The 24,113-nt window shown below is 61.3% G+C and carries 21 protein-coding genes; 14 read left to right on the forward strand and 7 right to left on the reverse strand.

What is annotated here, in order from left to right:
* Window positions 1-418: 418 nt before the first annotated feature.
* From AC4CWF_RS24950 to eutC, 11 genes are all read left to right on the forward strand, one after another.
* Entirely contained in the window at window positions 419-2,002 is a 1,584-nt protein-coding gene (locus AC4CWF_RS24950) for an ABC transporter substrate-binding protein (protein WP_491286499.1), read from the forward strand.
* A 73-nt stretch (window positions 2,003-2,075) separates the two neighbouring features.
* Complete coding sequence (locus tag AC4CWF_RS24955; RefSeq protein WP_491286501.1) at window positions 2,076-3,056, forward strand: ABC transporter permease; 981 nt, start codon at window positions 2,076-2,078, stop codon at window positions 3,054-3,056.
* Entirely contained in the window at window positions 3,056-3,976 is a 921-nt protein-coding gene (locus tag AC4CWF_RS24960; RefSeq protein ID WP_491286504.1) for an ABC transporter permease, read from the forward strand. The genes AC4CWF_RS24955 and AC4CWF_RS24960 overlap by 1 nt, the downstream gene beginning before the upstream one ends.
* Window positions 3,973-5,814: a dipeptide ABC transporter ATP-binding protein gene (locus AC4CWF_RS24965; RefSeq protein WP_491286505.1), complete on the forward strand. Its 1,842-nt coding sequence runs from the start codon at window positions 3,973-3,975 to the stop codon at window positions 5,812-5,814. The genes AC4CWF_RS24960 and AC4CWF_RS24965 overlap by 4 nt, the downstream gene beginning before the upstream one ends.
* Window positions 5,815-5,870: 56 nt before the next feature.
* On the forward strand, window positions 5,871-6,632 hold the full coding sequence (locus tag AC4CWF_RS24970) for a DeoR/GlpR family DNA-binding transcription regulator (RefSeq protein ID WP_491287809.1): 762 nt from the start codon (window positions 5,871-5,873) through the stop codon (window positions 6,630-6,632).
* Window positions 6,625-7,914, forward strand: coding sequence for a Zn-dependent hydrolase (locus AC4CWF_RS24975; protein WP_491286507.1), 1,290 nt, complete (start codon window positions 6,625-6,627; stop codon window positions 7,912-7,914). The genes AC4CWF_RS24970 and AC4CWF_RS24975 overlap by 8 nt, the downstream gene beginning before the upstream one ends.
* Window positions 7,911-8,876: a phosphotransferase gene (locus tag AC4CWF_RS24980; protein WP_491286509.1), complete on the forward strand. Its 966-nt coding sequence runs from the start codon at window positions 7,911-7,913 to the stop codon at window positions 8,874-8,876. The genes AC4CWF_RS24975 and AC4CWF_RS24980 overlap by 4 nt, the downstream gene beginning before the upstream one ends.
* A gap of 26 nt (window positions 8,877-8,902) precedes the next feature.
* Window positions 8,903-9,838: a phosphotransferase gene (locus tag AC4CWF_RS24985; protein ID WP_491286511.1), complete on the forward strand. Its 936-nt coding sequence runs from the start codon at window positions 8,903-8,905 to the stop codon at window positions 9,836-9,838.
* Entirely contained in the window at window positions 9,838-10,626 is a 789-nt protein-coding gene (gene hisN, locus AC4CWF_RS24990; RefSeq protein ID WP_491286513.1) for a histidinol-phosphatase, read from the forward strand. The genes AC4CWF_RS24985 and hisN overlap by 1 nt, the downstream gene beginning before the upstream one ends.
* 8 nt (window positions 10,627-10,634) lie before the next feature.
* Window positions 10,635-12,026, forward strand: coding sequence for an ethanolamine ammonia-lyase subunit EutB (locus tag AC4CWF_RS24995; protein WP_491286515.1), 1,392 nt, complete (start codon window positions 10,635-10,637; stop codon window positions 12,024-12,026).
* 85 nt (window positions 12,027-12,111) lie between these two features.
* On the forward strand, window positions 12,112-12,831 hold the full coding sequence (eutC, locus tag AC4CWF_RS25000; RefSeq protein ID WP_491287811.1) for an ethanolamine ammonia-lyase subunit EutC: 720 nt from the start codon (window positions 12,112-12,114) through the stop codon (window positions 12,829-12,831).
* Window positions 12,832-12,943: 112 nt separating this feature from the next.
* Here the strand turns inward: eutC and AC4CWF_RS25005 are convergent, their stop codons facing one another.
* The 6 genes from AC4CWF_RS25005 to AC4CWF_RS25030 form a co-directional block, all read right to left on the reverse strand.
* Window positions 12,944-14,371: a gamma-aminobutyraldehyde dehydrogenase gene (locus AC4CWF_RS25005; protein ID WP_491286517.1), complete on the reverse strand. Its 1,428-nt coding sequence runs from the start codon at window positions 14,369-14,371 to the stop codon at window positions 12,944-12,946.
* A gap of 28 nt (window positions 14,372-14,399) precedes the next feature.
* Window positions 14,400-15,215: an ABC transporter permease gene (locus tag AC4CWF_RS25010; RefSeq protein ID WP_491286518.1), complete on the reverse strand. Its 816-nt coding sequence runs from the start codon at window positions 15,213-15,215 to the stop codon at window positions 14,400-14,402.
* Window positions 15,205-16,155, reverse strand: a complete 951-nt coding sequence (locus AC4CWF_RS25015; RefSeq protein WP_491286520.1) for an ABC transporter permease — start codon at window positions 16,153-16,155, stop codon at window positions 15,205-15,207. Before AC4CWF_RS25015 ends, AC4CWF_RS25010 begins: the two co-directional genes overlap by 11 nt.
* A complete protein-coding gene (locus AC4CWF_RS25020; RefSeq protein WP_491286522.1) occupies window positions 16,152-17,141 on the reverse strand; it encodes an ABC transporter ATP-binding protein in 990 nt (329 codons plus the stop codon). The genes AC4CWF_RS25015 and AC4CWF_RS25020 overlap by 4 nt, the downstream gene beginning before the upstream one ends.
* 192 nt (window positions 17,142-17,333) lie before the next feature.
* Window positions 17,334-18,491, reverse strand: coding sequence for an ABC transporter substrate-binding protein (locus AC4CWF_RS25025; RefSeq protein WP_491286524.1), 1,158 nt, complete (start codon window positions 18,489-18,491; stop codon window positions 17,334-17,336).
* 159 nt (window positions 18,492-18,650) lie between these two features.
* Complete coding sequence (locus AC4CWF_RS25030; protein WP_491286526.1) at window positions 18,651-19,559, reverse strand: LysR family transcriptional regulator; 909 nt, start codon at window positions 19,557-19,559, stop codon at window positions 18,651-18,653.
* A 116-nt stretch (window positions 19,560-19,675) separates the two neighbouring features.
* Between AC4CWF_RS25030 and AC4CWF_RS25035 the strand changes: the two genes are divergently transcribed.
* Window positions 19,676-20,176 carry a helix-turn-helix transcriptional regulator gene (locus AC4CWF_RS25035; RefSeq protein WP_491286527.1) on the forward strand — a complete coding sequence of 167 codons (501 nt, stop codon included), beginning with the start codon at window positions 19,676-19,678 and terminating at the stop codon, window positions 20,174-20,176.
* 143 nt (window positions 20,177-20,319) lie between these two features.
* On the opposite strand, the gene AC4CWF_RS25040 is transcribed toward AC4CWF_RS25035, so the two are convergent.
* Window positions 20,320-21,255: a LysR family transcriptional regulator gene (locus AC4CWF_RS25040; RefSeq protein ID WP_491286528.1), complete on the reverse strand. Its 936-nt coding sequence runs from the start codon at window positions 21,253-21,255 to the stop codon at window positions 20,320-20,322.
* Window positions 21,256-21,416: 161 nt separating this feature from the next.
* Between AC4CWF_RS25040 and AC4CWF_RS25045 the strand changes: the two genes are divergently transcribed.
* The gene (locus AC4CWF_RS25045; RefSeq protein ID WP_491286530.1) at window positions 21,417-22,553 is read left to right on the forward strand and encodes an iron-containing alcohol dehydrogenase; all 1,137 of its coding nucleotides are present in this window, start codon (window positions 21,417-21,419) and stop codon (window positions 22,551-22,553) included.
* 24 nt (window positions 22,554-22,577) lie between these two features.
* Complete coding sequence (locus tag AC4CWF_RS25050) at window positions 22,578-24,092, forward strand: aldehyde dehydrogenase (NADP(+)) (protein ID WP_491286532.1); 1,515 nt, start codon at window positions 22,578-22,580, stop codon at window positions 24,090-24,092.
* Window positions 24,093-24,113 lie beyond the last annotated feature (21 nt).

Raw genomic sequence — 24,113 nt, forward strand, 5'->3', positions numbered from 1 at the left:
ATCCTTCATATGAAGAGATGTGGGTTGAACCGATGCTCCTTGCTCTCGCAATGGAGCTGGCTGGCATTGAAGGGTAACCGATGTTCCGCTTCCACGTTGTCCTCGCCGCCTTAATCCGTGATCGCCTTTCCATGGACGGGCAACCGGTGCTGTCTGAGTTGTAGCCAGGATCATGCCTCGCACAGCACTCGGGCGTAGTCCGATGACGAAGCACGCTCCTGCCCCCCGTCATGCGCAGGTCGATCTGCTGCACCGCTTAAAAAAACGTCATACGGCCACTTAAGCAGTCAAAAACCACAGCTGCTATTGCACGATAGATCGCAAATCCCCCAATTCTTCCATTTGGCACGTCTTTTGCAATGACTGTTTTGACCGTTTTGAGTGATCTGACGGTTTCCAAAAGAAAAAGGGGAACTCAATGGGTTCGGAATTTAATCGTCGTCGCTTCCTGCAAGGCTCCGCGGGTGCAGCCGCCGTTGCAGGTTACATGCAGATCAATCCTGACTTTTTCATTTCGTCGGCCTTTGCACAGACCGGCAAGACCATGACCTTCCTGTCGGCTGAAAACATCACGGGCAACTGGGATCCGACGGCCCACACGACGCTGTCGCAGAAGAATATCGAAGGCTTCGTCATGGGTTTTCTCACCCGCACGCCGATGAAGCTCGACAACCCCGGCGAGGTCGTCTACGAGCTGGCAACCGAGATCAAGCTGCTGGACCCGCATCGCCTCCAGATCAAGCTGCGCCAGGGCATCGTGTTTCACGATGGAAAGCCGTTCAAGGCCGAGGACGTCAAGGCGACGTTCGAATACGGCTCCCGCACCGACCGGCCGGCCCAGTGGTATCCGGGGCCAAGCGAAACGCTGACCGTGGAGACACCCGACGATTACACAGTCATCGTGGACACCTCCAAGGGCGGCTATCCGGCACACCTCTTCATCTTCCTCGCTTCCTTCCTGCCGATCATGTCGGCCAAGGATGTGGCCGGCGGTCCCGGCGGCCCGCTGTCGCAGCGTCTCAACGGCACCGGCCCGTTCAAGTTCGTCGCCCAGCGCGGCAATGACACGGTGATGGAAGCCTTCGACGGCTACTTCAAAGGCAAGCCGGCCATACCCGGCATCAACTTCACCTTCACGGGCGATTCCACCACGCGCATGCTCTCGCTGATGAACGGACAGGCCTCCATCGTGGAGCGTCTAGAGCCGGAACAGGTGGATTCGATCAAGGACAATCCGGCGATCTACATCAACAAGGTCGTCTCGGTCGAAAACAAGTATCTGTGGTTCCGCTGCTCCAAGCCTCCCTTCGACGATCCGCGCATTCGCCTCGCCGCCTGCCACTCCATCGACCGTGAGATGATCATGGAACTGATGGGCTCGGCCGGCCACGCCTCGTCCAACTTCGTTTCGCCGGTGAAGTTCGGTTATGTTGACCTGCCGAACTACCCGAAATACGATCCGGAAAAGGCGCAGGCCCTGCTGGCCGAAGCGGGTTTTCCCAAGGGCAAGGGCCTGCCGGCGCTCGAATACATCACCTCCGTCGGCTTTTATCCGAAGACCAAGGAATATGGCGAACTGGTCACCGCCATGCTTCAGGAGCAGGGCTTCAACGTCAGCCTGACGGTGCTTGAACCGGCAGCCTGGAACGAGCAGCTTTATCATCGCCCAGGCGGTGGTCCCGGCCACATGGTCGATTGCGGCTGGTCGACGGCCTCTCCGGAACCCGACCTCGTGTTGCGCACGCATTTCCATTCCTCATCGCACCGCATTTGCGGCATCGAGGACAAGGACCTCGACGCCAGCCTCGACAAGGAACGCAATGCACCCACGCTCGAAGAGCGAAAGAAGGTTCTTGAGGAAGAGACGATGCCGCTTATCGCCTCCAAGATGCCGTGCCTGTCGCTGTTCACCTCCGTCATGATTCACGCGATGCAGAAGGACTTTGAGGGCATGTACATCTACCCGGACGGGTCGATCGACGCCTCCAAGCCCGCGGCCTGAGACGCTTCTCGCCCGCACGCCGCGCCATCGCGGCGTGCGGTCTTTCCCGTGAATCCTCGAGGGGAGCGATAGAATGTTCACCGTGAATTTCCTGCTGCGGCGCCTTTTTCAGGGCATTATCATCATCTTCCTCGTCTCCCTGCTGATCTTCACCCTCTTGAGGGTCGTGCCGGGAGATCCGGTGCGCCTGATGGCGGGCGGCATGGCGCCTGAAGCCCTGATCGAAAAGATTGCCACCGACATGGGCCTGCGGGACCCGATCCTCGTGCAATTCGGCCGTTATATGGGCGGCGTTGTCCACGGCGACCTCGGACAGTCCTTCGTGCGACCCGCAAATGGCGCCTCGACCGGCGGCGCGAACTTCAACGATACCACCCGTGGCGAACGGGCAGAAGTGTTCGACCTGATCTTCGACGCTCTGCCGATGACCCTTCAGCTGGCAGCCGTCACGCTGGTGATCGCGCTTGTGTTTTCCGCAATCATCGGCATTGCAGGTGGGCTGGCCATCGGCCGCTGGCCCGACAAGCTCGCCTTCTACATATCCTCGATCTTCATCTCACTGCCGAATTTCTGGCTCGGCATCGTGCTGGCGCTGCTGTTTTCGGTCAAGCTCGCCTGGCTGCCTGCCATCGGATATCAGGGCTTTGCCTATACAATCCTGCCCGCCATCGTTCTTGCGGTCGAACTGTCGCCGGTGCTGATCCGCACGCTGGTAAGCTCAGTATCCGGACAGATGATGGAGCCCTATGTTTCGGTCGGGCGCGTGCGCGGCCTGTCGCGTTCGCGCATCATCGTCAACCATGCCCTGCGCAATGCATCGGTGCCACTTCTCAACCTGCTCGGCGTGCAGTTTTCCAGCCTGCTCGGCGGCGTGATCATCGTCGAATATATCTTCGACTATCCGGGCCTTGGGCTTTTGACCATCAATGCCGTGCTCCAGCGCGACTTCCCGCTCATCCAGGGCATCGCCATCGTCACGAGCGCCATCTTCGTGCTCATCAACATTGCCGTCGATCTCGTCGCAACCACCATTGATCCGAGGCTTGAATATTGATGGCCCTTACATCCGCACTGGAAACCCCTGTCGTGACCAAGGCTGCCAGCCGCTCCATTTCGCGGCGTATCCTTGATCGCGCCGTGTCGGCGCCCGGCTTCCGCGTCGGCCTTGCGATATTTCTCATTCTGGCGCTTGCCGCTGCCCTTTATCCGGAAATCAGCGGCATCGACCCGACGAAGATGGATGTCCGCGCCCGGCTTCTGCCGCCCCTCTTCCTTGGCGACAAATGGAGCTGGCTCCACCCCCTCGGCACCGACCAGATCGGCCGCGACATGCTGGTTCGCTCGCTGGTCGGGCTTCGCTACTCCTTCCTGATCGGCGTGTCCTCGGTCGCCGTCACGCTGTTTATCGGCTGCGCACTGGGCACGATCGCTGGCTATTTCGGCGGGCGGATCGACATGCTGATCATGCGCCTCACCGATGCGCAGCTGTCGATCCCGATGATTATCCTTGCCATCGCCGTGCTTGGCGTATCCCGGCCGACCATTCCCGCCATCATTCTGGTTCTCGGGCTGTCGAGCTGGCCGGTCTATGCCCGTATCATGCGCAGCATCGTCATGACCGAAAGACAGCGCGAATATGTGCGCGCGGCAAAGCTCGGGGGCTCGACGGACATCCGCATCATCCTCAGCCTGCTTTTGCCGCTGCTTCTGCCGCCGGTTATCTTCACCTCGGTGCTGGATGTTGCCCGCATGATGATCTTCGAATCGATCCTCGGTTTTCTCGGCCTCGGCGTTCAGCCGCCCACGCCCACCTTTGGCAACATTATCGCGGATGGCCGAAAATACCTTCTCAATGCCTGGTGGATTGCCACCATGCCCGGCGTTTTCCTCGGCCTGACGCTCACCAGCATCAACCTTGTCGGCGCCTCGCTGGAACGTGCCCGCAACACCATTCACGGAGGGTCCGACCAATGAGCCAGCCGCTTCTCGAATTGAAAAACCTGTCCGTTGCCGCCGGTCGAGCCGGCACGGCAAGGACTATTTTGGACGCCATCTCCTTCACGCTCACCCCCCGCGAAATCGTCGGCGTCGTCGGCGCCAGCGGTTCGGGCAAGACCGTCTTGTCGAAGGCGGTCGTCAACTGGCTGGACGCGCCGCTTGCCCGTTCCTCCGGCACCGTGCTGTTCGAAGGCAAGGACATCTACGGCCTTTCCGAGATGGAGATGCGCACCTTGCGCCGGCGCGTCGCCTATGTCGGGGCAAACCCCATGGGCGCGCTTGACCCGACCTTGCCGGTCGGCGTGCAGATCGTCGAAAAGATCTGTGCCGTGGTGCCGGGCACGTCCCGGCAGGAGGCACGGCAGCGCACGATAGAACTGCTGGATGCCGTGCGCATTCCCTCGGCCGCCAGCCGCTTCGGCGATTATCCCTCGCAGTTTTCCGGCGGCATGATGCAACGGGCCCTGATCGTCGATGCGCTGGCGACCAATCCTGCCCTTTTGGTTGCCGACAACGTCACCCAGCCGCTTGATGTCACCGTTGCGGCCCAGGTCATCCGGCTGATGAAGGAGCTTTCTGCCGGTTTCGATACGGCGGTTCTTTTCGTATCATCGTCGCTGCCCGTCGCGCGCGAAGCCTGCAACCGCATCCTCGTGATGGAGGAAGGCCGGATTGTCGAAGAGCAGGAAACGGAGCAGCTGATTGCTTCTCCCCTTTATCCCTACACGCGCGAACTTGTCGAACAGACGCCGAAGATATGGAGCGGCAAGACCAAAATGCCGCGCCTTGACGACAAGCGTGACGTGGTCTTGAGCCTGCGCGACGTCTCGCAGGTCTACAAGGTCCGCAAGCGCACCGGCTTCGGCGGCTTCAACCACGTGCGCGCCGTGCGCAACGTGACCTTCGATATCCGCCGCGGAGACAGTTTTGCGATTGTCGGCGAATCCGGCTGTGGCAAGTCCACGCTCATGCGACTTCTGAGCCGGCTTGAAACGCCAAGTGCCGGCCAGATCCTGTGCGGCGGGGATGATATCGCAGGGCTCGGCGGCAAGGCTCTTCTGGCCTTTCGCAAGAGGCTCCAGATGGTGCTTCAGGATCCGTTCGGTTCACTGCCGCCACGCACCTCCGTTGGCAAGATGCTGGAGGGACCGCTGCGTACGCATGGCTGGAAAGACGGCGCAAAGATCCGCGAGCGTATCCTGAAGGTGATGGGTGAGGTCGGGCTTTCCGCCGATCTTTACGAGGAATTGCCGCTGGGCCTGAGTGCCGGGCAACGCCAGCGCATCAATGTCGCCCGTGCGCTGGTTCTGGAGCCAGAAATCCTCATCATGGATGAAACGCTCTCGGCGCTCGACCAGACGGAGCAGTTCAAGCTGCTGGATCTCTTCCAGAAACTACAGAAGGAATACAATCTCACCTACATATTCATCTCGCACGATCTTGCCATGGTCCGGAAGGTCTGCAACCGAGTCGCGGTGATGTATCTGGGCGAAGTGTTCGAACTCGCGGATAACGAGCGCCTGTTCTTCGACCCAGGCCATCCCTACACGATGGCCCTGCTGAGCGCGATGCCGACGCTGGAAGAACGTCGATACCAGCCGCAGGATTGCCTGCTGGAAGGCGAGCCCCCAAGCCCGATCAACATTCCCGACGGTTGCAGCTTCAAGTCCCGCTGCCCGCGTGCCATGGAGAAATGCGGCAGCCTGCAACCTGTGCTCACCGTTCGCGGCAGCCAGGATTTCGCAGCCTGTCATCTCGTTCCATCCGTTGCCGGCGGGGACGTGCCACCCGCTCCGAAATTGGTTTCGGCCTGAAAATCGTCGCGCCCCGGTTTGCCGGTGCCGCGCCACTGCTCATCCAAGGTGCATTCATGAGTTTCACGGAAAATCGCCTCAAGGTCATTCTGGACATGCTTAAGCAGAAGCAGCGTGTGCATGTGAATGCGCTTGCCGACCATCTGCAGGTAAGCCAGGAATCGATCCGGCGCGACCTCAAGGAACTGGAGACGCGCGGCTATGCTCGGCGCGTGTACGGCGGGGCGGTTCTTGAACTGCAGGAAAGCGACCAACCCTTTTCGGACCGCCTGCGCCTCGGCGCGCGGGAAAAAGCCCGGATCGGCGAAGCCGCCGCCGCGCTGGTTCAGGATGGTATGAAAGTGTTCATCGATACCGGAACAACGACGCTTGCCTGCCTAAAGCACCTGGAAGCGCGCAAGGACATCACCATCGTCAGCAATTCGCTGGCCGTTGCCGCCCATTTCTTCCACATGCCGCAGGCCAGCATCCGCGTGCTCGGCGGCAGAATGCGCCCCGAATATCAGGCGACCTACGGACACGAGACAGTGACCGCGCTGAAGGAGCATTTCTTCGATCTCGCCATCATCGCCATCAGCACCATTCACAGCGAGCGGGGCTTCATGGATTTCGGTGAGGACGAGGCGATCCTGCGCCGCGTCGCCAAGGCGCAGGCGAAACGTTCCGTCGTGGTGGCCGACAGCTCCAAGTTCGGACGGCTCGGTTCCATCCATACCTTTGGCCTCACCGATATCGATGCCGTCGTGACGAGCGGTGTAATGGCCCGGGAATTTTCCGACCAGTTCAATCAATCCAATGTGGAAATCATACATGCCTGACGTCCCCGCCTCCCCGACCCCGATCAACGCCGAACGGCTCCAGTCACTCATGGAAACCGTCTCCACCTTCGGAGGTGGACCGGATGGCTCCATGAACCGCCAGACGCTTTCCCGCGAGGATGGCATGGCGCGCGACTGGCTGGGCCGCTGGTTTGCCGAAAACGGCTTCGAACAGGCCGTGGACCCCATCGGCAACCAGTTCGGCAAACTGACGCTCGCCGGCCAGAACGCGCCTGTTATCATGGTCGGATCGCATCTCGACAGCCAGCCGAACGGTGGCCGTTTTGATGGCGCACTCGGCGTGATCGCTGCCTGTGAGGCCGTGATGTCCGTTCAGGAACGGCTGAAGGCGGAAGGCCGCCTTTCGGCCTGCAATTTCCAGATCGTCAACTGGACCAATGAGGAAGGCGCACGCTTTCAGCCGAGCCTTCTCGGCAGCAGCGTCTTTTCCGGTGCCGCCGATCTGGAATGGGCACTGGATCGCACCGATGGCCATGGCATTTCCGTGCGCGAGGCGCTGAACGAGATCGGCTATGCCGGAACCGACCAAGTGGAAATTCCAGAGGCGCTGATCGAACTGCATATCGAAGGCGACACGACGCTCTGCAATGCCGGAGAGCGGTTCGGCATCTTCACGCGCTTCTGGGGGGCGACGAAATATCGTCTCGCCTTCCTTGGCCGCCAGGCCCATACCGGGGCGACCCCGATGGCAGACCGGAAAGATGCCCTGCTGGCCGCGGCCTATCTGATTGCCGATCTCAAGCAGATCTCTACCGAACATGGCCTTGAACTGCACACGTCAGTCGGCCGCCTCGAGGTCTACCCCAATTCTCCCAACGTGGTCCCGGCGGAAGCCGTGCTTTTCATCGAACTGCGCTCCGCCGTCCCTGAGGTTCTGGCAGAGGCCGAGCGCAAGATGCTGGCCCGGATCGAGGACGCCGCGCTGAAGGCTGGCGTGACATCGCTGGTACGGTCCATTGATCGCCGCAAGGCAGGCTCGTTTTCCTCCGGCCTGATCGCGTTGGCGCAAGATGCAGCCGCCCGGCTTGGCGAGACGGCTCGCCCGCTCGATACAATCGGCGGTCATGATGCGGTGGCCATGTCGGATACCTGCCCCTCGGTGGTTCTGGCCGTCCACAGCCGTGACGGCGTCATCCATCATCCGACCGAATTCACCTCGCCGGAAGATCAGGCGCTGGGAACGCAAATCCTGGCGGACATGCTCTACAGGATTGCCTGCGAGGGCCTTCAGGTGATGGAAGTCAGCGAGGCGGCCGAATGACGAAACCGGGATCTGCCGTAACTGGGGTGCAAAGCCGGGTCGAGAAGGCGCTTGCCGCCTTCGCCGATAGGCTGGGAGACGCCCCCTCCTGCGCACCGGCCATGCCGGCTGTCGCCTCACCCTCTTATCACGCCGTGGAATCGCAAAGTTTCCTCGTTTCAGCCAAGGATGGCGAGACGCCTTTCTTTCTGCGGCTGGGTCTGGATGAAGTTGCCGATCTCGTGGACGGCGAGGCAGCCTTTGCCGCGGCGGTGCGCCTTCATCAGCTGGGCTTTGCCCCACAACCGCTTGGCTACGACGCCGCCAGCCACAGCACGCTTTTCACCGGTCTCGGCGAGGATTGGAAAGCGGCGAAGATCGACGACCTGATGCCGTCGGAAACCGTCGCGCGGCTTATCGGTGTGCAAAAAGAGATTGCCGCAGGCGTATCGTTCGGCCGCAACTGGTCCGTTTTCGATGGGATCACACAGCTCTGGGAAATCGTCACGGAGGGCGCGATGGATCTGCCCGGCGATGCCGAGTGGCTGCTGTCCTGGATGGGGCCGATCCGTCAGGCCATCGAAGCCTCCGGCATCGATCTGAAGCCCGCCCATGGCGATCCCCATTCATCGAATGTCATGCTGGGTCCGAACGGCGCGATCCAGCTTGTCGACTTCGACATGGCCGCAGACATTGATCCCTATTACCAGCTGGGCGTGCAGATGAACGAACTTTACCAGTTCGAAAGCCAGATGAAGCCGCTGCTCGACATGCACGACGGAACCTTCAGCGAGCGCGCCTTCAACCGATGCCGCGCTTATGCCGCCGCCGACGATTTTTACTGGGCGCTGCGCAGCCTGGTTCTTGAACTGCGCTTGCCACCGCGCGGCATCGAATTCCTCAAATATGCCGGCTGGCGGTTTCTTCGATGCCGGATGTTGCTTGGCCATCCGGATTTCGAGGCAAAGCTGCGGGCTCTCTAAAAAAATACAAAAAAGGGAACATGGTGATGAAGGAACTGGGAATGGCGCGATCCGATGCCGAGCGGGCGGTGGAAGCTGCCATCGTGCAGGTGGAGCCATGGAAGGGGCGACGCCTCAGCTACCGCGCCGTATCCGGCGGGATCAGCAACACGAATTTCCGCATCGATGTCGAGGGAGAAGACCTCGGCTACTTTCTGAAGATACCCGGCCGCGGCACGGAAATGTTCATCGATCGCAAGGCAGCGGCCGCCGCAAGCAAGCAAGCGGAAACCATTGGCGTCGGCCCACGAACATTCGACTACCTCAACCATCTCGACATCGAAATTGCCGAGTTCATCGAGGGACGGCGACCGTCCACCCACCGCGATTTCGCAGATCCGGCCATCCGCAACGAAGCCGTGCGGGTCTATCGCCATTTCCATCAGGCCCCGGCCCTGCCGCTCACCAAGACCGTGTTCGACATGATCGAGGAACATTTCGCCCAGGTGCGCGAACTCGGTGGCTACTGGCCGCTGGATCACGACTGGCTCTATCGCTCCTACAAGCAGGCGCGCGCAGCGCTGGAAGCCTCAGGCCTTGATCTCGTTGCCTGCTTCAACGACCCGATGCCGGGCAATTTCCTGATCGGCGACGACAAGTCGATCAAGCTGATCGATTTCGAATATGCCTCGAACAACGAGCGCCTCTACGATCTCGCGATCTGGAGCGGCGAGATGTTTTTCTCCGAAGACATCGACTGCGCCATTATCGAGGAATATTTCGGCCGTTACGACAAATCCCGGCATGCCCGCTTTATCGTCCACAAGGCGCTTGCCGATATCAAGTGGAGCACCTGGGCCATGGTGCAGAACCGCATCTCGACGCTCGACTTCGACTTTTACAAATACGGGATCTGGAAGCACATGCGTGCCCGCTCCATCATCCACGATCCCCGCTGGCCGCTTTTCCTGAAGGCTCTCTGATGCCCATCGATCCAATCAGGCCGGCGGATGCCGCGACCTATCTTTCCTTTGCCGTTGAACTGGCAGACGCCGCACGTCCCCTCGCCCTCTCCTATTTCCGCACACCGCTGGACGTCATCTCCAAGCTCGATGAAAGCCCCGTCACGGTGGCTGACCGTGCAATCGAAAAGCGGCTTCGCGACATGATCGAAGACCGTTTCCCGAGCCATGGCATCCATGGCGAAGAAATGGGCATCAAGCCGGGTGACGCCTTTACCTGGGTGCTAGACCCCATTGACGGCACCAAGAGCTTCATCACCGGATTTCCGCTTTTCGGCACGTTGATTTCGCTGACCCATGAGGAAAAGCCGTTCTGCGGCCTGATCGATATGCCGGCAACCGGAGAGCGGTGGATCGGTTCACCGGGCGAGACACTGTTTGATGGAAGCATCGCCCGCAGCAGCGGCTGCGAAAGCCTGTCGGAGGCCCGCTTCTACACCACCTCGCCCGACATGTTCATCGGCACCGATGCCGAACGCTTCGAGCGGCTTTCACGGGCAACGCGGCTGCGCCGCTTCGGCGGCGACTGCTACATTTACGGCCTTCTCGCCTCCGGACACTGTGACCTTGTTCTGGAGACCGGACTGCAACCCTATGATTACCTGGCGCTTGTGCCTGTCGTGGAGGGTGCAGGCGGCTGCATTACCGACTGGGATGGAAGGGCTCTGTCGGTCCATTCAGATGGCCGGGTTCTTGCATCGGCCAACTCGAAACTGCATGACGCAGCGCTGGCGCTGATCAACGGGTGAGCCGTAACATGACCTACAAGACGACAATCGAACAGACGGTTTTCCGCTTCGATGACCTGAAGACATTGCTGGCCAAGGCCACGCCGGAACGTTCCGGCGATCAGCTGGCCGGCATTGCCGCCGATGGACCGGTGGAACGGCTGGCAGCGCAGATGGCGCTGGCCGATCTGCCGCTCAAGGCGTTCCTGAACGAGGAGCTTATTCCAGCCGATGAGGACGAGGTTTCCCGGCTGATCCTGGAGCAGCATAATCCGCGTGCATTTGCCGCGATTTCGACCTTGACCGTCGGAGAATTGCGGGAATGGTTGCTGAGGCCGGAGACGACGCAGGATCGCCTGGAAGCGGTCTGCTGGGGGCTGACGCCGGAAATGGTGGCGGCCGTCTCGAAAATCATGCGGCTGCAAGACATGATTGCGGTGTCAGCCAAGCGCCGCGTGGTGACCCGCTTTCGCAATACCGTCGGGCTTGGCGGAAGGCTTTCGACCCGCAACCAGCCAAACCACCCGACCGATGACAGCCGCGGGATCATTGCATCGGCAATCGATGGATTGCTGATGGGCTCGGGAGATGCCGTGATCGGCGTCAACCCGGCAACCGACAGCACCGAAGATTATATCCGCATCGTCTCCCTGCTCGACGAGCTGCGCGAAAAGCTCGCAATCCCAACCCAGACCTGTTGCCTCGGCCATGTGACGACGGCGATCGAGGCGATGGAAAGACATGCTCCCGTCGACCTCGTGTTCCAGTCGGTGGCGGGATCGGAAAAGGCCAACAGGGGCTTTGGCGTCGATCTGGCGCTTCTGAGGCAAGCGCATGAGGCGGGTCGCTCGCTGAAGCGCGGCATGCCGGGCGCGAATATCATGTATTTCGAAACCGGCCAGGGTGCAGCGCTTTCGGCGGATGCGCATTTCGGCATCGACCAGCAGACCATGGAGACGCGCGCCTACGCGGTCGCGCGCGAGTTCAATCCCATGCTCGTCAACACCGTCGTCGGCTTTATCGGCCCCGAATATCTGTTCAACGGCAAGCAGATCATTCGCGCCGGCATCGAGGACCATTTCTGCGGCAAGATGCTCGGCCTGCCGATGGGTGTCGATGTCTGCTACACAAACCACGCCGATGCCGATCAGGAAGACATGGATACGCTGCTGACGCTGCTCTGCGCGGCCAATGTGAACTTCGTCATCACGGTGCCCGGCGCCGATGACATCATGTTGAATTATCAATCGCTTTCCCATCACGATGCCGTCTATTGCCGCGAGACATTGAAGCGGCCGCCGGCACCGGAATTCGAGACATGGCTTGCCGAGATAGGTCTGACGGATCGTGAAGGCACCTTGGTGGGCGAGCCGGCTGCCCTGTCAAACTATGTTCGCAGCAGCGTATTGATCGGGGCCTAAGATGACAAAGCCGATTAATTCCGCACCAGTCCTCACGGTGGAAACCGAAGCGCGAGACGACAGGCGGGTTCCTGACCTGCGCAGCATGACGGATGCCCGCGTCTCGCTTGGCCGCCATGGCGGAGGTCTCCCGACGCAGGCGCAACTCTCCTTCCTGCTCGATCATGCAAGGGCCCGCGAAGCGGTCTGGGCAAGTGTCGAGTGGACCGTGCTCACCGAGCGGCTGGAACAGGCGGGTCTCGCCGTCGTTCAGGCCGACAGTCTGGCAGAAAACCGCAGCATCTACGTCCGCCGCCCCGATCTCGGGCGGCTCCTGTCAGAGGACGCTGAAGGCCGCCTGAAAGGACTTGCAGCGCGAGGCACTTATGACATTGCCATCATCGTTGCCGACGGCTTGTCATCGAGCGCTGTCGATATCAATGCTGTGCCGCTGATCGCAGCACTGATCCCGCAGCTTGCGAGCCTTGGGCTGAAACCCGCACCGGTCGTTCTGGCAAACCAGGCGCGGGTTGCGATCGGGGATCCGGTGGGCGCGGCCCTTGGCGCAAAACTGTCGATCGTTCTGGTGGGCGAACGCCCCGGTCTTTCCGCCGCAGACAGCCTCGGCGCCTATGTGACCCTCGATCCGAAGCCCGGCACCAGCGATTCCAGCCGCAACTGCGTGTCCAATATCCGCGACGGCGGCCATGCCATCCACGAGGCCGCCGACATCATCGCATCTCTCGTGCGCGACATGCTGCGCACAAATGTCAGTGGCGTTGCGCTGAAGGCTGCCGTCTCGAAGCTTTCCAACTGGGCAAGTTGAAGAGAATGCCCGGTTGGAGACCAGATTCGATTGTCATGGGAGGGAGATCCGGGACCCAGCCATCTGGCATTTTTTGAGCAAGACAAGAGACTCAAGTCTCCTCTTCGTTCAATCAACCATGATTGATCATCACGTGGCGCACGGCCGTGTAGTCCTCCAGCGCGTAGACCGACATGTCCTTGCCATAACCCGACTGCTTCATGCCGCCATGGGGCATTTCGTTGCAGAGCATGAAGTGGGTGTTGATCCAGGTGCAGCCGTAGCGCAGCTTGGCGGCGGTCTGCATGGCGCGGGAGATGTCCTTGGTCCAGACGGAGGATGCCAGGCCATAGTCGCTGTCGTTTGCCCAGGTGACGGCATCGCCGACATCCTTGAAGCGGGTGACGGAAACGACGGGCCCAAAAACTTCGCGGCGGACGATTTCGTCGTCCTGGGTGGCGCCGGCAATCACCGTCGGGGTGTAGAAGAAACCCTTGTCGGAGCCGATCTTGCCGCCGGCGACAATCTCCATGTGCTTGTGTTCGGCGGCGCGCGTGACGAAGCTTTCGACGCGGTCGCGCTGACGCTTGGAAATCAGCGGGCCGATCTCGTTTTCGGTGTCGTCGGCCTGGTTGAACTTGATGGTCGAGACGGCGGACGCGAGATCGGCGACGAAGCGGTCATAGACCTTGTCACTCGCATAGATGCGGCAGGCGGCCGTGCAGTCCTGGCCGGCATTGTAAAAGCCGAAGGTGCGGATCGCCTGGACGACCGCGTCGACATCGGCATCGTCATAAATGATGACAGGGGCCTTGCCGCCGAGTTCCAGATGGGTGCGCTTGACGGTCTTGGCCGCTGCCGTCAGCACCTTCTTGCCGGTGGCGATATCGCCCGTGATCGAGACCATCGCGATCTTCGGGTGGTTGATCAGCGCATTGCCGACGCTTTCACCGCGGCCGAGCACGACATTGACTACGCCTTCCGGCAGGATTTCCGCCATGGTGCGGGCAAGTTTCAGGGCCGAAAGCGGCGTCTGCTCGGAGGGTTTGAAGACAACCGTGTTGCCGCCGGCGAGCGCCGGGGCCAGCTTCCAGGCCATCATCATCAGCGGATAGTTCCACGGCGCAATCGAGCCGATGATGCCGACCGCGTCACGGCGGATCATCGAGGTGAAGCCGGGCAGATATTCGCCTGACGCAGGCGCCTGCAGCGTGCGGATCGCGCCGGCGAAGAAGCGGTAGCAGTCGACAATCGCCGGGATCTCGTCATTCAACACGGCATTGATCGGCTTGCCGCAGTTGAGGCTTTCGAGCGCTGCAAAACCGGCCGCATCCTTCTCGATCGCGTCGGCAATGGCGAGCAGATAGGCCGAGCGCTGGCCGGGCGTGGTGGAGGACCAGCTGTCGAAGGCCTTGTCGGCGGCATCGACGGCAGCATCGACCTGGGCGAGCGAGGCTTCCGGCAGCTCGACGATCATCTCGCCTGTCTTCGGGTTGAGGATCTTTTCGTCCGTCTCGGTGCCGGCTTCGAATTTCGAACCGATCAGCATCTGGGTGTCCATGTCGTTCTCCCTTATTGTTCTCGATGGTCTATTTGCCGCTGCCGGCCACCTGGTCGGTATCACGGGTCAGATAATAGGCGGCCAGGATCGGCAGGAAAGTGACGATAACGACCACCATCGCCACCACATTGGTGACCGGGCGCTGGCGCGGGCGGATCAGTTCTTCCAGCATCCAGATCGGCAACGTTGTCTGCTGACCGGCGGTGAAGGTGGTGACGATGACCTCGTCGAAGGACAGCGCGAAGGCAAGCATGCCGCCAGCAAGCAGCGCCGTCGCAATGTTCGGCAGGATGATATGGCGAAACGTCTGGAAGCCATCGGCGCCGAGATCCATCGAGGCCTCGATCAACGAGCCGGAGGTACGTCGAAAGCGGGCCACGGCATTGTTGTAGATGACGACGACGCAGAAGGTGGCGTGGCCCAGGATGATCGTCCAGACCGAAAAGGGGATCTCGGCGAGCGAAAATGCGGAGCGCAGCGCAATGCCGGTGATAATGCCGGGCAGCGCAATCGGCAGGATGACGAGCAGCGAAACCACCTCGCGGCCGAAGAATTTTGTACGCGCGACGGCAGCAGCCGCCAGCGTGCCGAGCACGAGCGCAATCAGGGTCGCGATGCTGGCGACGCGGACCGAGAGGCCCAACGCTTCCCAGATGTCCGGGCGGTTCCAGGCAACGGCGAACCATTTTGTGGTGAAGCCCGGCGGCGGCCACTGAAAACTCTTTTCCTCCGTCGTGAAGGCGTAGACGAAGATCAGCAGGATCGGCAGATGCAGGAATGCGAGGCCGAGGCCGGCTGCGATCTTCAGCGGGATGCTTGCGGATTGGGGACGGTCAGAGCGCATCGAAGGCCCCCATGCGTTTGGCGATGGTGAGATAGATGCCCATGATGACGATCGGAACGACCGAGAAGGCAGCGGCGAGCGGGATATTGCCGGCCGTGCCCTGCTGGGCATAAACGGCCTGGCCGATGAACAGGCGCGAGGTGCCGACGATCTGCGGAATGATGTAGTCACCGAGCGTCAGCGAGAAGGTGAAGATCGATCCGGCCACGATGCCGGGCAGCGACAGCGGCAAAAGCACGTGGCGAAAAGTCTGGCGCGGATCGGCGCCGAGATCGCCGGAGGCTTCGATCAGGTTGCCGGGCACGCGCTCCAGCGAGGCCTGGATCGGCAGGATCATGAAGGGCAGCCAGACATAAACGAAGACGATGAAGGTGCCGATATAACTGATCGACAGCGAGCTTCCGCCGATGACCGGGATGGCGAGCAGTCCATCGAGCAGCCATGTCAGGTGCAGCTTTGCAAAAATCCAGGTGAGGATGCCTTCCTTGGCAAGGATCAGCTTCCAGGCATAGACCTTGACCAGATAACTCGACCAGAGCGGCAGCATGATGCCGAGATAAAAGACGGCCTTCCATTTCCCTTGCGCGTAACGGGCGGCGTAATAGGCAATGGGGAAGGCCAGCGCCACCGAGGCGACCGTGACGGCGGCGGCCATCAGAAGCGTGCGCAGGATGATATCGAAATTCGCCGGCGCCAGCAGTTGACCATAGGTCGACAGCGTGAACTCGTAATTGATCAGGCCGGAGAATTCGTCGATCGAGAAGAAGCTCTGCAGCAACAGCGCCAAGAGCGATCCGACATAGATGATGCCGAGCCAGAGCAGGGGCGGCACCAGCATCAGCGCCAGCAGCAGGTTGGGCCGCCGCCAGAACAGATCCGAGAGCCGCCCCATCAGGCCCTGACGGCCATCGAGGATGACGGTGGAGGCGGACGCGCTCATGCATCATCCTCCATGGTGTGGGCATCAGTCGCGCCCCAGGTGAGCCCAACTGTTTCGCCGGGTTTCGGCACGGGATGGCCGGCCGGGATCGTCACCGACAGCGGCGTCGCGCCGGCATTAACGAAGAGGCGGGTGGCAGCACCGAGGAAGGTGGTCGAGCGGACGAGAGCCGGCACACCTCCGTCACTTGCGATGCGGATGGCTTCGGGGCGCAGGCTCGTCCAGCGCGCCTCGCCGCCCAGCGCCTTCATGTCGGCAGGCGCAATCACATTCGAGGAACCGACGAAATCAGCGACGAAACGGGTCTTCGGGCGGTTGTAGATGTCCTCAGGCGTGCCGGCCTGAACGATCTTGCCATCGTTGAAGACGGCGACCCGATCGGCCATGGAGAGCGCTTCGCCCTGGTCGTGGGTCACGAAGACAAAGGTAATGCCGAGCGCACGCTGCAGGCTCTTCAGCTCTTCCTGCATCTGCTCGCGCAGCTTCAAATCCAGCGCGCCGAGCGGTTCGTCGAGCAGCAGCACCTTCGGCTTGTTGACCAGCGCCCGGGCGAGCGCCACGCGCTGCCTCTGGCCACCGGAAAGCTGGCCGGGCTTGCGGGCGCCGTAGCCGGGGAGCTTCACCAGTTCGAGCGCCTTTTCGGCCTCACGACAGCGCTCGGCTTTGCCCAGACCCTTGACCATCAGGCCATAGGCGACATTGTCGAGAATATTGAGATGCGGGAAGAGGGCGTAATCCTGAAAAACCGTGTTGACGTTGCGGCGATAGGGCGGCACGCCCTCGGCCGTTTCGCCGAAGATTTCGATATGACCATCGGTCGGCTGCTCGAAGCCGGCAATCAGCCGCAGGCAGGTCGTTTTGCCAGAGCCCGAGGGGCCGAGCATGGCGAAAAACTCGCCGGGTGCAACGGTCAGATCGACGCTGTCGACGGCTTTGACGCTGCCGAAATGGCGCGAGACCTTCGAGAAGGAGACGGCTTCGGTCATGGGGGCTCCAGAGGTATGTGGGATGTGTCGCCGACAGGCGGCCTCTTCTACCCAGCGGGGAGAAGTGCCGAGCGTAGCGAGGCGATGAGGGCGGCCGAAGACCATGAGGCCCCACGAGAGACCAGAGGCTTCGCCTCCCCCTCATCCGGTCCTGCGGACCACCTTCTCCCCGCTGGGGAGAAGGGGAAGAGATTACCGTCCGCCGATCACGCCGATATAGTCTGAAACCCAGCGGTGGTAGGGCACGCATTCGCCCGTGCTGCACTTCGAAGTCGGAGTGCGCCAGAACTTGATCTTGTCGAAGTTCTCAAAGCCGTTGGTCTTGCAGCCTTCGTCGCCATAGAGCGCATTGCCCTTGCAGGCGGCGGGAACGGAGGGAACCGTGCCGAACCAGGCGGAAACGTCACCCTGGACTTTTGGCGAGAGCGAGTGCTCCATCCACATATAGGCGCAGTTCGGGTGTTCGCTTTCGGCATGCAGCATGGTCGTGTCGGCCCAGCCGGTCACACCTTCCTCAGGGAAGGTCGAGGCGATCTTGGCGCCTTCCGACTTCATCAGGTTGACCTGGAAGGGCCAGGAACCTGAGGCGACGACGCCTTCGTTCTTGAAGTCGTCGATCTGGATCATGGCATCGTGCCAGTAACGGCCGACGAGCTGGCGCTGGCCGCGCAGCAGCTCAAGGGCTGCCTTGTACTGGTCCTCGTTCAGCTCGTAAGGGTCCTTGATGCCCAGTTCCGGCTTGTGCGCCATCAGATAGAGGGCAGCGTCGGCGACATAGATCGGGCCGTCATAGGCCTGAACGCGGCCCTTGTTCGACTTGCCATCGGGCAGGGTCTGCTCTTCGAAGACAACCTTCCAGCTCTTCGGCGCTTCGCCCTTGAAGGCATCGGTGTTGTACATCAGCACATTGGCGCCCCACACATAAGGCGTGCCGTAATGGACGCCGTCCTTGGTGTGCCAGGGAGCGTTCTGCAGGCGCTCGTCGATGGTGCTCCATGAGGGGATAAGGGCGGTATTGATCGGCTGGACGCGCTTGCCGGCAACGAGCCGCAGAGACGCGTCACCCGAGGCGGTGACGAGATCGAAGCCGCCTTCGTTCATCAGGGCGACCATTTCATCGGAGGTGGCGGCCGTCTTCACCGAGACCTTGCAGCCTGTGCTCTTTTCAAAATCGGTGACCCAGTCGTAATTCTTGTCGGTTTCGCCGCGCTCGATATAACCGGCCCAGGCGACAATGGAGAGCGCGCCTTCGCCAGGGCCGAGCGTCTTCAAAGGTTCCTGGGCGACGGCGGCGGTGGCAAGGCTGAGTACGCAGGCAAGGACGGTGCAGGATTTCAATATCGACTTCATCGCGAGATCTCCCCGTTGTGAGCGGCCGCGTTTTCGCAGCCTTATGTTCCCGGCGAGAAAGGTGCCGCGAATGACCTGCCTTCGCAAATTCATTCGTCAGAATGCCGCTATCGGTTTTTCCGATGGCAGGGGCGGTAGAAGCATCGCCAAGGTCAACAGCTACCGCACTCGCCCACTTCGGCTCGCCTCGGCAATCCCGACGAAATCCCGTGCCGCCTGGGACAGGCTTGAGCCTTTGCGCCAGACCATGCCGACCTGAACCACTGGCAGTGCGCCAGATACGTCGCGGCTTTCGATGCGGTCACCTTCCAGCGACCACGGGCGGTAGACGAGATCGGGCAGCAGTGACACGCCGGCGCCTGTTGCCACCAGGCTGCGCACTGCTTCCACCGAGCGGGTGCGGAAGGCGACATGCGGGCGGGCGCCGAGCGCCGACAGGAGCTTGCCGGTGTTTTCCTCGATTTCATCCACCGTCAGCATGATCAGCGGCTCCTTGGCGATGTCGGCAATCGAGATGATGTCGGCAGAGACCAGCGGATGACCGATCGGCAGCCAGAGGCGGTAGGGCGAGGTTTCGAGGATTTCGGCCTGCAGCGCCAATCGGTCGCGCAGGTTGGAAATCACCATCACGGCCACGTCCAACTCGCCGCCGATCAGCAGATGTTCGAGATAGGACCCGTTGTCCTCGATGGCGGACACCTCGACGCCGGGGCAGGCGCGGCGGTAACGGGCGAGCAGGTCGGAGAGCACATAACCGGCAACGAGCGAGGTGACGCCGATGTTGAGCGTGCCGCCGGTATTGCTCTTCGTTTCGGCAAAGACATGGCGGGCATCGGAGACGGTGGCGAGGATTTTTGTCGCGTGGCGCAGGAACTGGTGGCCGTTATGGGTGATCGAAAGGCCGCGCGGGTGACGCTCGAACAGCTCGACGCCAAGATCGCCCTCCAGCTCCTTGATCGCTTCGGTCACGGAGGACTGGGAAATGGACAGGTTCTGCGCCGCGCGGGTCACCGAACCCTGCTCGGCAACGGCGACAAAATACTGCAACTGACGGAATGTGAAGGCCATGCGCTACTCAAAGCACGGACGGGCGGCGACAGGCAAGGCGGCTTCGCCCCTTGTCAGACGACAGGCGAAGTCCCCAACGCAGAGACCGACCGTTCACGCAACGGGTCACGCCGCTGATGCACACCCTCGTTGAGGCGGCATTCCCAGCAAACATCGGATCGGGCAAGGCCGAACTTGTCGCCTGGCTGATGCTCGACGAACTGACCGAAACAGTTCATGCGCAGACCGTCTTGCTCCTGCCGATAAGCTCCATCGAGCGGCGCGTTGCTGATCTAGCCTTCAAAGACCGCCAGAACCGGCTGAACATCGACGACCTGGCGTCACGCGCCGCGACCTCGGTCCGGACCGTAAGCCGACTTTTTCCATTGGAAACGAGGCTGACGCTGAAGGCCTGGCGAAAGCTTGTAAGGATCGTGCAGGTGATGAACAGGCTGTCACGAGAGGATGCAGTGCCCGCGTTCCTTCCGAGTTCGGTTTTGCCAACACCGCTTCGGTCTCGTGCGCGTTTCGTGAGGTCACAGCCATCACACCGTCAATTAGCCCCAGAAACACAAAAACCGCCCTCATCAAATGGAAGCGGTGAGACTTTTATGTTTGATTTGGTTGCGGGGGCCTGAGCGCATGGAGACTTGTAAATGCCTTCGCCTTGACGGGTATTGACCCGGGGACCCTTGATTGCTGGCCTAGATGCGTCTTGGGAAACTGGATCTTCATGAACTGATCAGAAGACAAGAATGGCAGGCCATGGGTTTGTCGATTTTCACAGACGTCTTGTCGTACCGGCCACGAGATCTTTGATAAAGGCTTGCGTATGGGGTGCCTGCTCCGCCGAACGGCGTGTGATAGCTTCATAGGGCTCACTCTTTGAGCGCAGGTGCATGGGCAGGATGCTGGCCATGCCGAAATTGACGAAAAAGGCCGCCACGTCGCTGGAAAGCAGGGCCACGGTGTTCGGTTCCGCCTGCATCAGTGACATCGTGGTCAGCGCCGAGCGGGTTTCCAGCAGGGCGCGCGGCATTTCAAGCCCGGCCTGGCGGAATTCCTGCTCAAGCGACAGGCGCATCGGCATGGAGGCGGTGTAGACGATCCAGCGCGAATCCGCGAGATCCTTGAGGCGCACCCGCTTGCGGTCAATCAACGGATGGGCCGGATTGGCGACCACGGCCAGCAACTCGTCGTGAAAGGCGGTGACGTTATAGAGTTGCGGGGTCGCGCTCATGGAACTGCGCCCGATCACCAGATCCAGCAGTCCGCGGTCCAGCTGGCGCAGCAGTTCGACACTGGTATCTTCCAGAATCTCAATCGACGTACGGGGAAAACGCCTCAGGAAATTGCTGATCGTCTCCGTTACATAGGGCACGGCGCCCATGATCGTGCCGATGCGCAGCCTGCTCCACTCTCCATCCGAAGCGGTGTGAATCTCCTGCGCCATGGCCGTCAACTGCGACAGCATGGTCTTGGCATGGCGGATCATGCATTCACCGGCAGGCGTCGGAATAAGGCCGCGATTGGTGCGGTTGAAAAGCTTCGTTCCCGTCAGACCCTCAGCCTCCTGCAAGGCCTTGGTGGCCCGGGGCTGGCTCATGCCGATCAGCTCGGATGCCCGTTTCAACGAACCGTTGTCGTCGATTGCGGAAATCAGCAGCAATTGGCGCATGGAAAGGCGGAACATCGGCATGGAATGGGTACGCGGCATCGACGTCATATTTCCTTTTTGTTATATCCGTATCCAACAATAGCGTATTTACAGCGGCCTTTCCGCCGTTATTTTGCCGTGACAAATGAAAATACCGCCGCAAAACGTAAAGTTTTGCCCAAGCCGGTTATCAAATTGGAATAGCAACGCAGGAGGACCGTATGAGCCTGATCAACTACGTGACGCGGGTCCAGTTCGGATACGGCGAAATCGCAAATCTCAAGGCGGAACTCGCTCTTGCAGGCATCACCCGCCCGGTCATTGTCACAGACAAGGGTGTGCGCGCGCTTGGCATGCTGGAGCGGGTCGAAGCGGCGACGGGTATAACGCCTGCTGCCATTTTCGATGAGACACCCGGCAACCCCAATGAAGCGGCTGCCATTAAGGCAACGGCTGTTTTCCGTGAGGCTGACGGCGATGGCATCATTGCCATTGGCGGCGGCTCGGCCCTCGATCTTGCGAAAGCCGTGGCCGTGATGGCGGCGCATGAAGGACCATTAAAGACCTATGCCGCCATCGAAGGCGGGCTGGAAAAGATCACCTCCCGCACCTTCCCGACCATTGCGATCCCCACCACCGCAGGAACCGGCAGCGAAGTGGGTCGGGCGGCGATCATCATCCTGGAAGACGGCCGCAAGGTGGGGCTACTCTCCCCCTTCCTGATCCCCAAGGCGGCCATTGTCGATCCCGAACTGACGCTGAGCCTGCCGCCGATGCTGACCGCTGCGACGGGCATGGATGCGATCTCCCATTGCATCGAAACCTATCTCGCCCCCTCCTTCAACCCGCCGGCCGACGGCATTGCGCTCGAAGGCCTGCGTCGCGGCTGGGCCAATATTCGCCTTGCGGTAGAAGAACCAGGCAATCGCGATGCCCGCGCCAACATGGCCATTGCGGCGACCATGGGCGCCATGGCCTTCCAGAAGGGCCTTGGCTGCGTCCACAGCCTCAGTCACTCGCTGGGCGGCATCAACCCCAAGCTGCACCACGGCACTTTGAATGCCATCTTCATGCCGCCTGTACTTGCCTTTAACCAGAGCGCCCGGACGAGCGTGGAGGAAGGCAAATATGCGCGCCTTGCCGATGCGATGGGGCTTGCCGCCAACGCAGACATTGGAGCCGCCATAGAGGAAATGACCCGCGCCATCGGGCTGCCGGCCCGCCTCTGCGAACTGGGTGTCACCGCAGACCTGTTCGACCGGGTGGTGAAAGGTGCGCTGGCCGACCACAGTCATCGCACCAACCCGCGTGAGGCGTCTGCCGAAGACTATCACGCCATGTTACAGGCAGCGCTGTAAGACAACAACGCTTGGAGCAAACGCATGACCTACACGCCGCACGGCAAGCACCTCATTGCGGGGAAATGGCTGGCAACAGCCGATACATTCACCAACGAACCCGTTTCCGGTGCCTCAACGGCATTCTCGCTGGGAACTGTCGAATTGGTCAACCTTGCCGCAGAAGCCGCTGAAAAGGCTTTCTGGTCCTACGGTTACTCTTCTGTGGCAGAACGTGTGGCCCTGCTGCGCACCATTGCCGACGAAATCGAGGCGCGCGGTGCCGCCATCACTGACATCGGCTGCATTGAAACCGGCCTTCCCGCTGCCCGCCTGGAGGGCGAGCGAGGCCGCACCACGGCTCAGCTCCGGCTTTTTGCCAGCCATATCGAGAAGGGTGACTATCTTGACCGGCGCATCGACGCTGCGCTGCCGGAGCGTCAACCGGCACCGCGTCCGGAGATTCGCCTGATGCAGCGCCCGGTCGGGCCGGTTGCCGTCTTCGGAGCCTCCAACTTCCCCCTCGCCTTCTCAACGGCGGGCGGTGACACGGCAGCGGCTCTTGCTGCCGGTTGCCCTGTCGTGGTGAAGGGTCATTCGGCCCACCCGGGAACCGGCGAGATCATCGCCGAGGCCATCCATGCAGCCATCGGCAAGCTCGGGATTGATCCGGGCGTATTCAGCCTTGTGCAGGGCGGCAATCGGGACGTTGGAAGCGCGCTTGTCACCCATCCGCTCATCAAGGCTGTGGGCTTTACCGGCTCGCTTTCGGGCGGACGTGCCCTGTTCGACCTGTGCGCAAGCCGCCCCGAGCCCATCCCCTTCTTCGGCGAACTGGGCAGCGTCAATCCGATGTTCGTTCTTCCCGAAGCCGCCAAGGCACGCGCGGCGGCCATGGGTGCGGGCTGGGCCGCATCGCTTGTCATGGGCGCTGGCCAGTTCTGCACCAATCCCGGCATTGCAGTGGTGATTGCCGGTGCCGACGCCGACAGCTTCGTTGCAGCCGCAAAGGAAGCCCTGAGCAAGACCGGGCCGCAGGTGATGCTCACCGAAGGCATTGCCCGTGCCTATCAGGCCGGTCAGGCCCGCCTGAAAGGCTGCGACACGGCTCAGCCAGTCTACGAAACGGTTTCGCAGGGCCGCAGCGCCAATCCCAACCTCTATGAAACCACGGCCAGCCAGTTCCTCGCCGATCATAGCCTGTCCGAAGAAGTGTTCGGGCCGCTCGGGCTCGTCGTGAGGGTGGCAACGCCCGAAGAAATGCGCAGCATCGCCCTGAGCTTCCAGGGACAGCTGACGGCCACGCTGCACATGGACGACGCTGACCTGCCGCTGGCAAAAACGCTGCTTCCCGTGCTGGAGAGAAAGGCCGGACGCGTGCTCGTCAATGGCTTCCCGACCGGCGTGGAAGTGGTCGATTCCATGGTGCATGGCGGTCCCTACCCGGCTTCCACCAATTTCGGAGCCACAAGCGTTGGCACGCTGTCCATCCGGCGCTTCCTGCGCCCGGTCAGCTACCAGAACTTCCCGGCAGAATTGCTGCCAGAAGGCGTGCTGTAGCCTTTACGGCCTCCGGCACTG

The sequence above is a fragment of the Neorhizobium sp. PAMB6630 genome (assembly GCF_058242775.1).

What these genes read in the sequence shown, in the direction of transcription:
- AC4CWF_RS24985 (WP_491286511.1), top strand. Translation starts at nt 8,903, where the DNA reads ATGAAGGAACTGGGAATGGCGCGATCCGATGCCGAGCGGGCGGTGGAA.
- AC4CWF_RS25010 (WP_491286518.1), bottom strand. Translation starts at nt 15,215, where the DNA reads ATGCGCTCTGACCGTCCCCAATCCGCAAGCATCCCGCTGAAGATCGCA.
- AC4CWF_RS24950 (WP_491286499.1), top strand. Translation starts at nt 419, where the DNA reads ATGGGTTCGGAATTTAATCGTCGTCGCTTCCTGCAAGGCTCCGCGGGT.
- AC4CWF_RS24980 (WP_491286509.1), top strand. Translation starts at nt 7,911, where the DNA reads ATGACGAAACCGGGATCTGCCGTAACTGGGGTGCAAAGCCGGGTCGAG.
- AC4CWF_RS24955 (WP_491286501.1), top strand. Translation starts at nt 2,076, where the DNA reads ATGTTCACCGTGAATTTCCTGCTGCGGCGCCTTTTTCAGGGCATTATC.
- AC4CWF_RS25050 (WP_491286532.1), top strand. Translation starts at nt 22,578, where the DNA reads ATGACCTACACGCCGCACGGCAAGCACCTCATTGCGGGGAAATGGCTG.
- eutC (WP_491287811.1), top strand. Translation starts at nt 12,112, where the DNA reads ATGACGGATGCCCGCGTCTCGCTTGGCCGCCATGGCGGAGGTCTCCCG.
- AC4CWF_RS24995 (WP_491286515.1), top strand. Translation starts at nt 10,635, where the DNA reads ATGACCTACAAGACGACAATCGAACAGACGGTTTTCCGCTTCGATGAC.
- AC4CWF_RS25015 (WP_491286520.1), bottom strand. Translation starts at nt 16,155, where the DNA reads ATGAGCGCGTCCGCCTCCACCGTCATCCTCGATGGCCGTCAGGGCCTG.
- AC4CWF_RS25025 (WP_491286524.1), bottom strand. Translation starts at nt 18,491, where the DNA reads ATGAAGTCGATATTGAAATCCTGCACCGTCCTTGCCTGCGTACTCAGC.
- AC4CWF_RS25030 (WP_491286526.1), bottom strand. Translation starts at nt 19,559, where the DNA reads ATGGCCTTCACATTCCGTCAGTTGCAGTATTTTGTCGCCGTTGCCGAG.
- AC4CWF_RS25045 (WP_491286530.1), top strand. Translation starts at nt 21,417, where the DNA reads ATGAGCCTGATCAACTACGTGACGCGGGTCCAGTTCGGATACGGCGAA.
- hisN (WP_491286513.1), top strand. Translation starts at nt 9,838, where the DNA reads ATGCCCATCGATCCAATCAGGCCGGCGGATGCCGCGACCTATCTTTCC.
- AC4CWF_RS25040 (WP_491286528.1), bottom strand. Translation starts at nt 21,255, where the DNA reads ATGCCGCGTACCCATTCCATGCCGATGTTCCGCCTTTCCATGCGCCAA.
- AC4CWF_RS25020 (WP_491286522.1), bottom strand. Translation starts at nt 17,141, where the DNA reads ATGACCGAAGCCGTCTCCTTCTCGAAGGTCTCGCGCCATTTCGGCAGC.
- AC4CWF_RS25035 (WP_491286527.1), top strand. Translation starts at nt 19,676, where the DNA reads ATGCACACCCTCGTTGAGGCGGCATTCCCAGCAAACATCGGATCGGGC.
- AC4CWF_RS24975 (WP_491286507.1), top strand. Translation starts at nt 6,625, where the DNA reads ATGCCTGACGTCCCCGCCTCCCCGACCCCGATCAACGCCGAACGGCTC.
- AC4CWF_RS24960 (WP_491286504.1), top strand. Translation starts at nt 3,056, where the DNA reads ATGGCCCTTACATCCGCACTGGAAACCCCTGTCGTGACCAAGGCTGCC.
- AC4CWF_RS24965 (WP_491286505.1), top strand. Translation starts at nt 3,973, where the DNA reads ATGAGCCAGCCGCTTCTCGAATTGAAAAACCTGTCCGTTGCCGCCGGT.
- AC4CWF_RS24970 (WP_491287809.1), top strand. Translation starts at nt 5,871, where the DNA reads ATGAGTTTCACGGAAAATCGCCTCAAGGTCATTCTGGACATGCTTAAG.
- AC4CWF_RS25005 (WP_491286517.1), bottom strand. Translation starts at nt 14,371, where the DNA reads ATGGACACCCAGATGCTGATCGGTTCGAAATTCGAAGCCGGCACCGAG.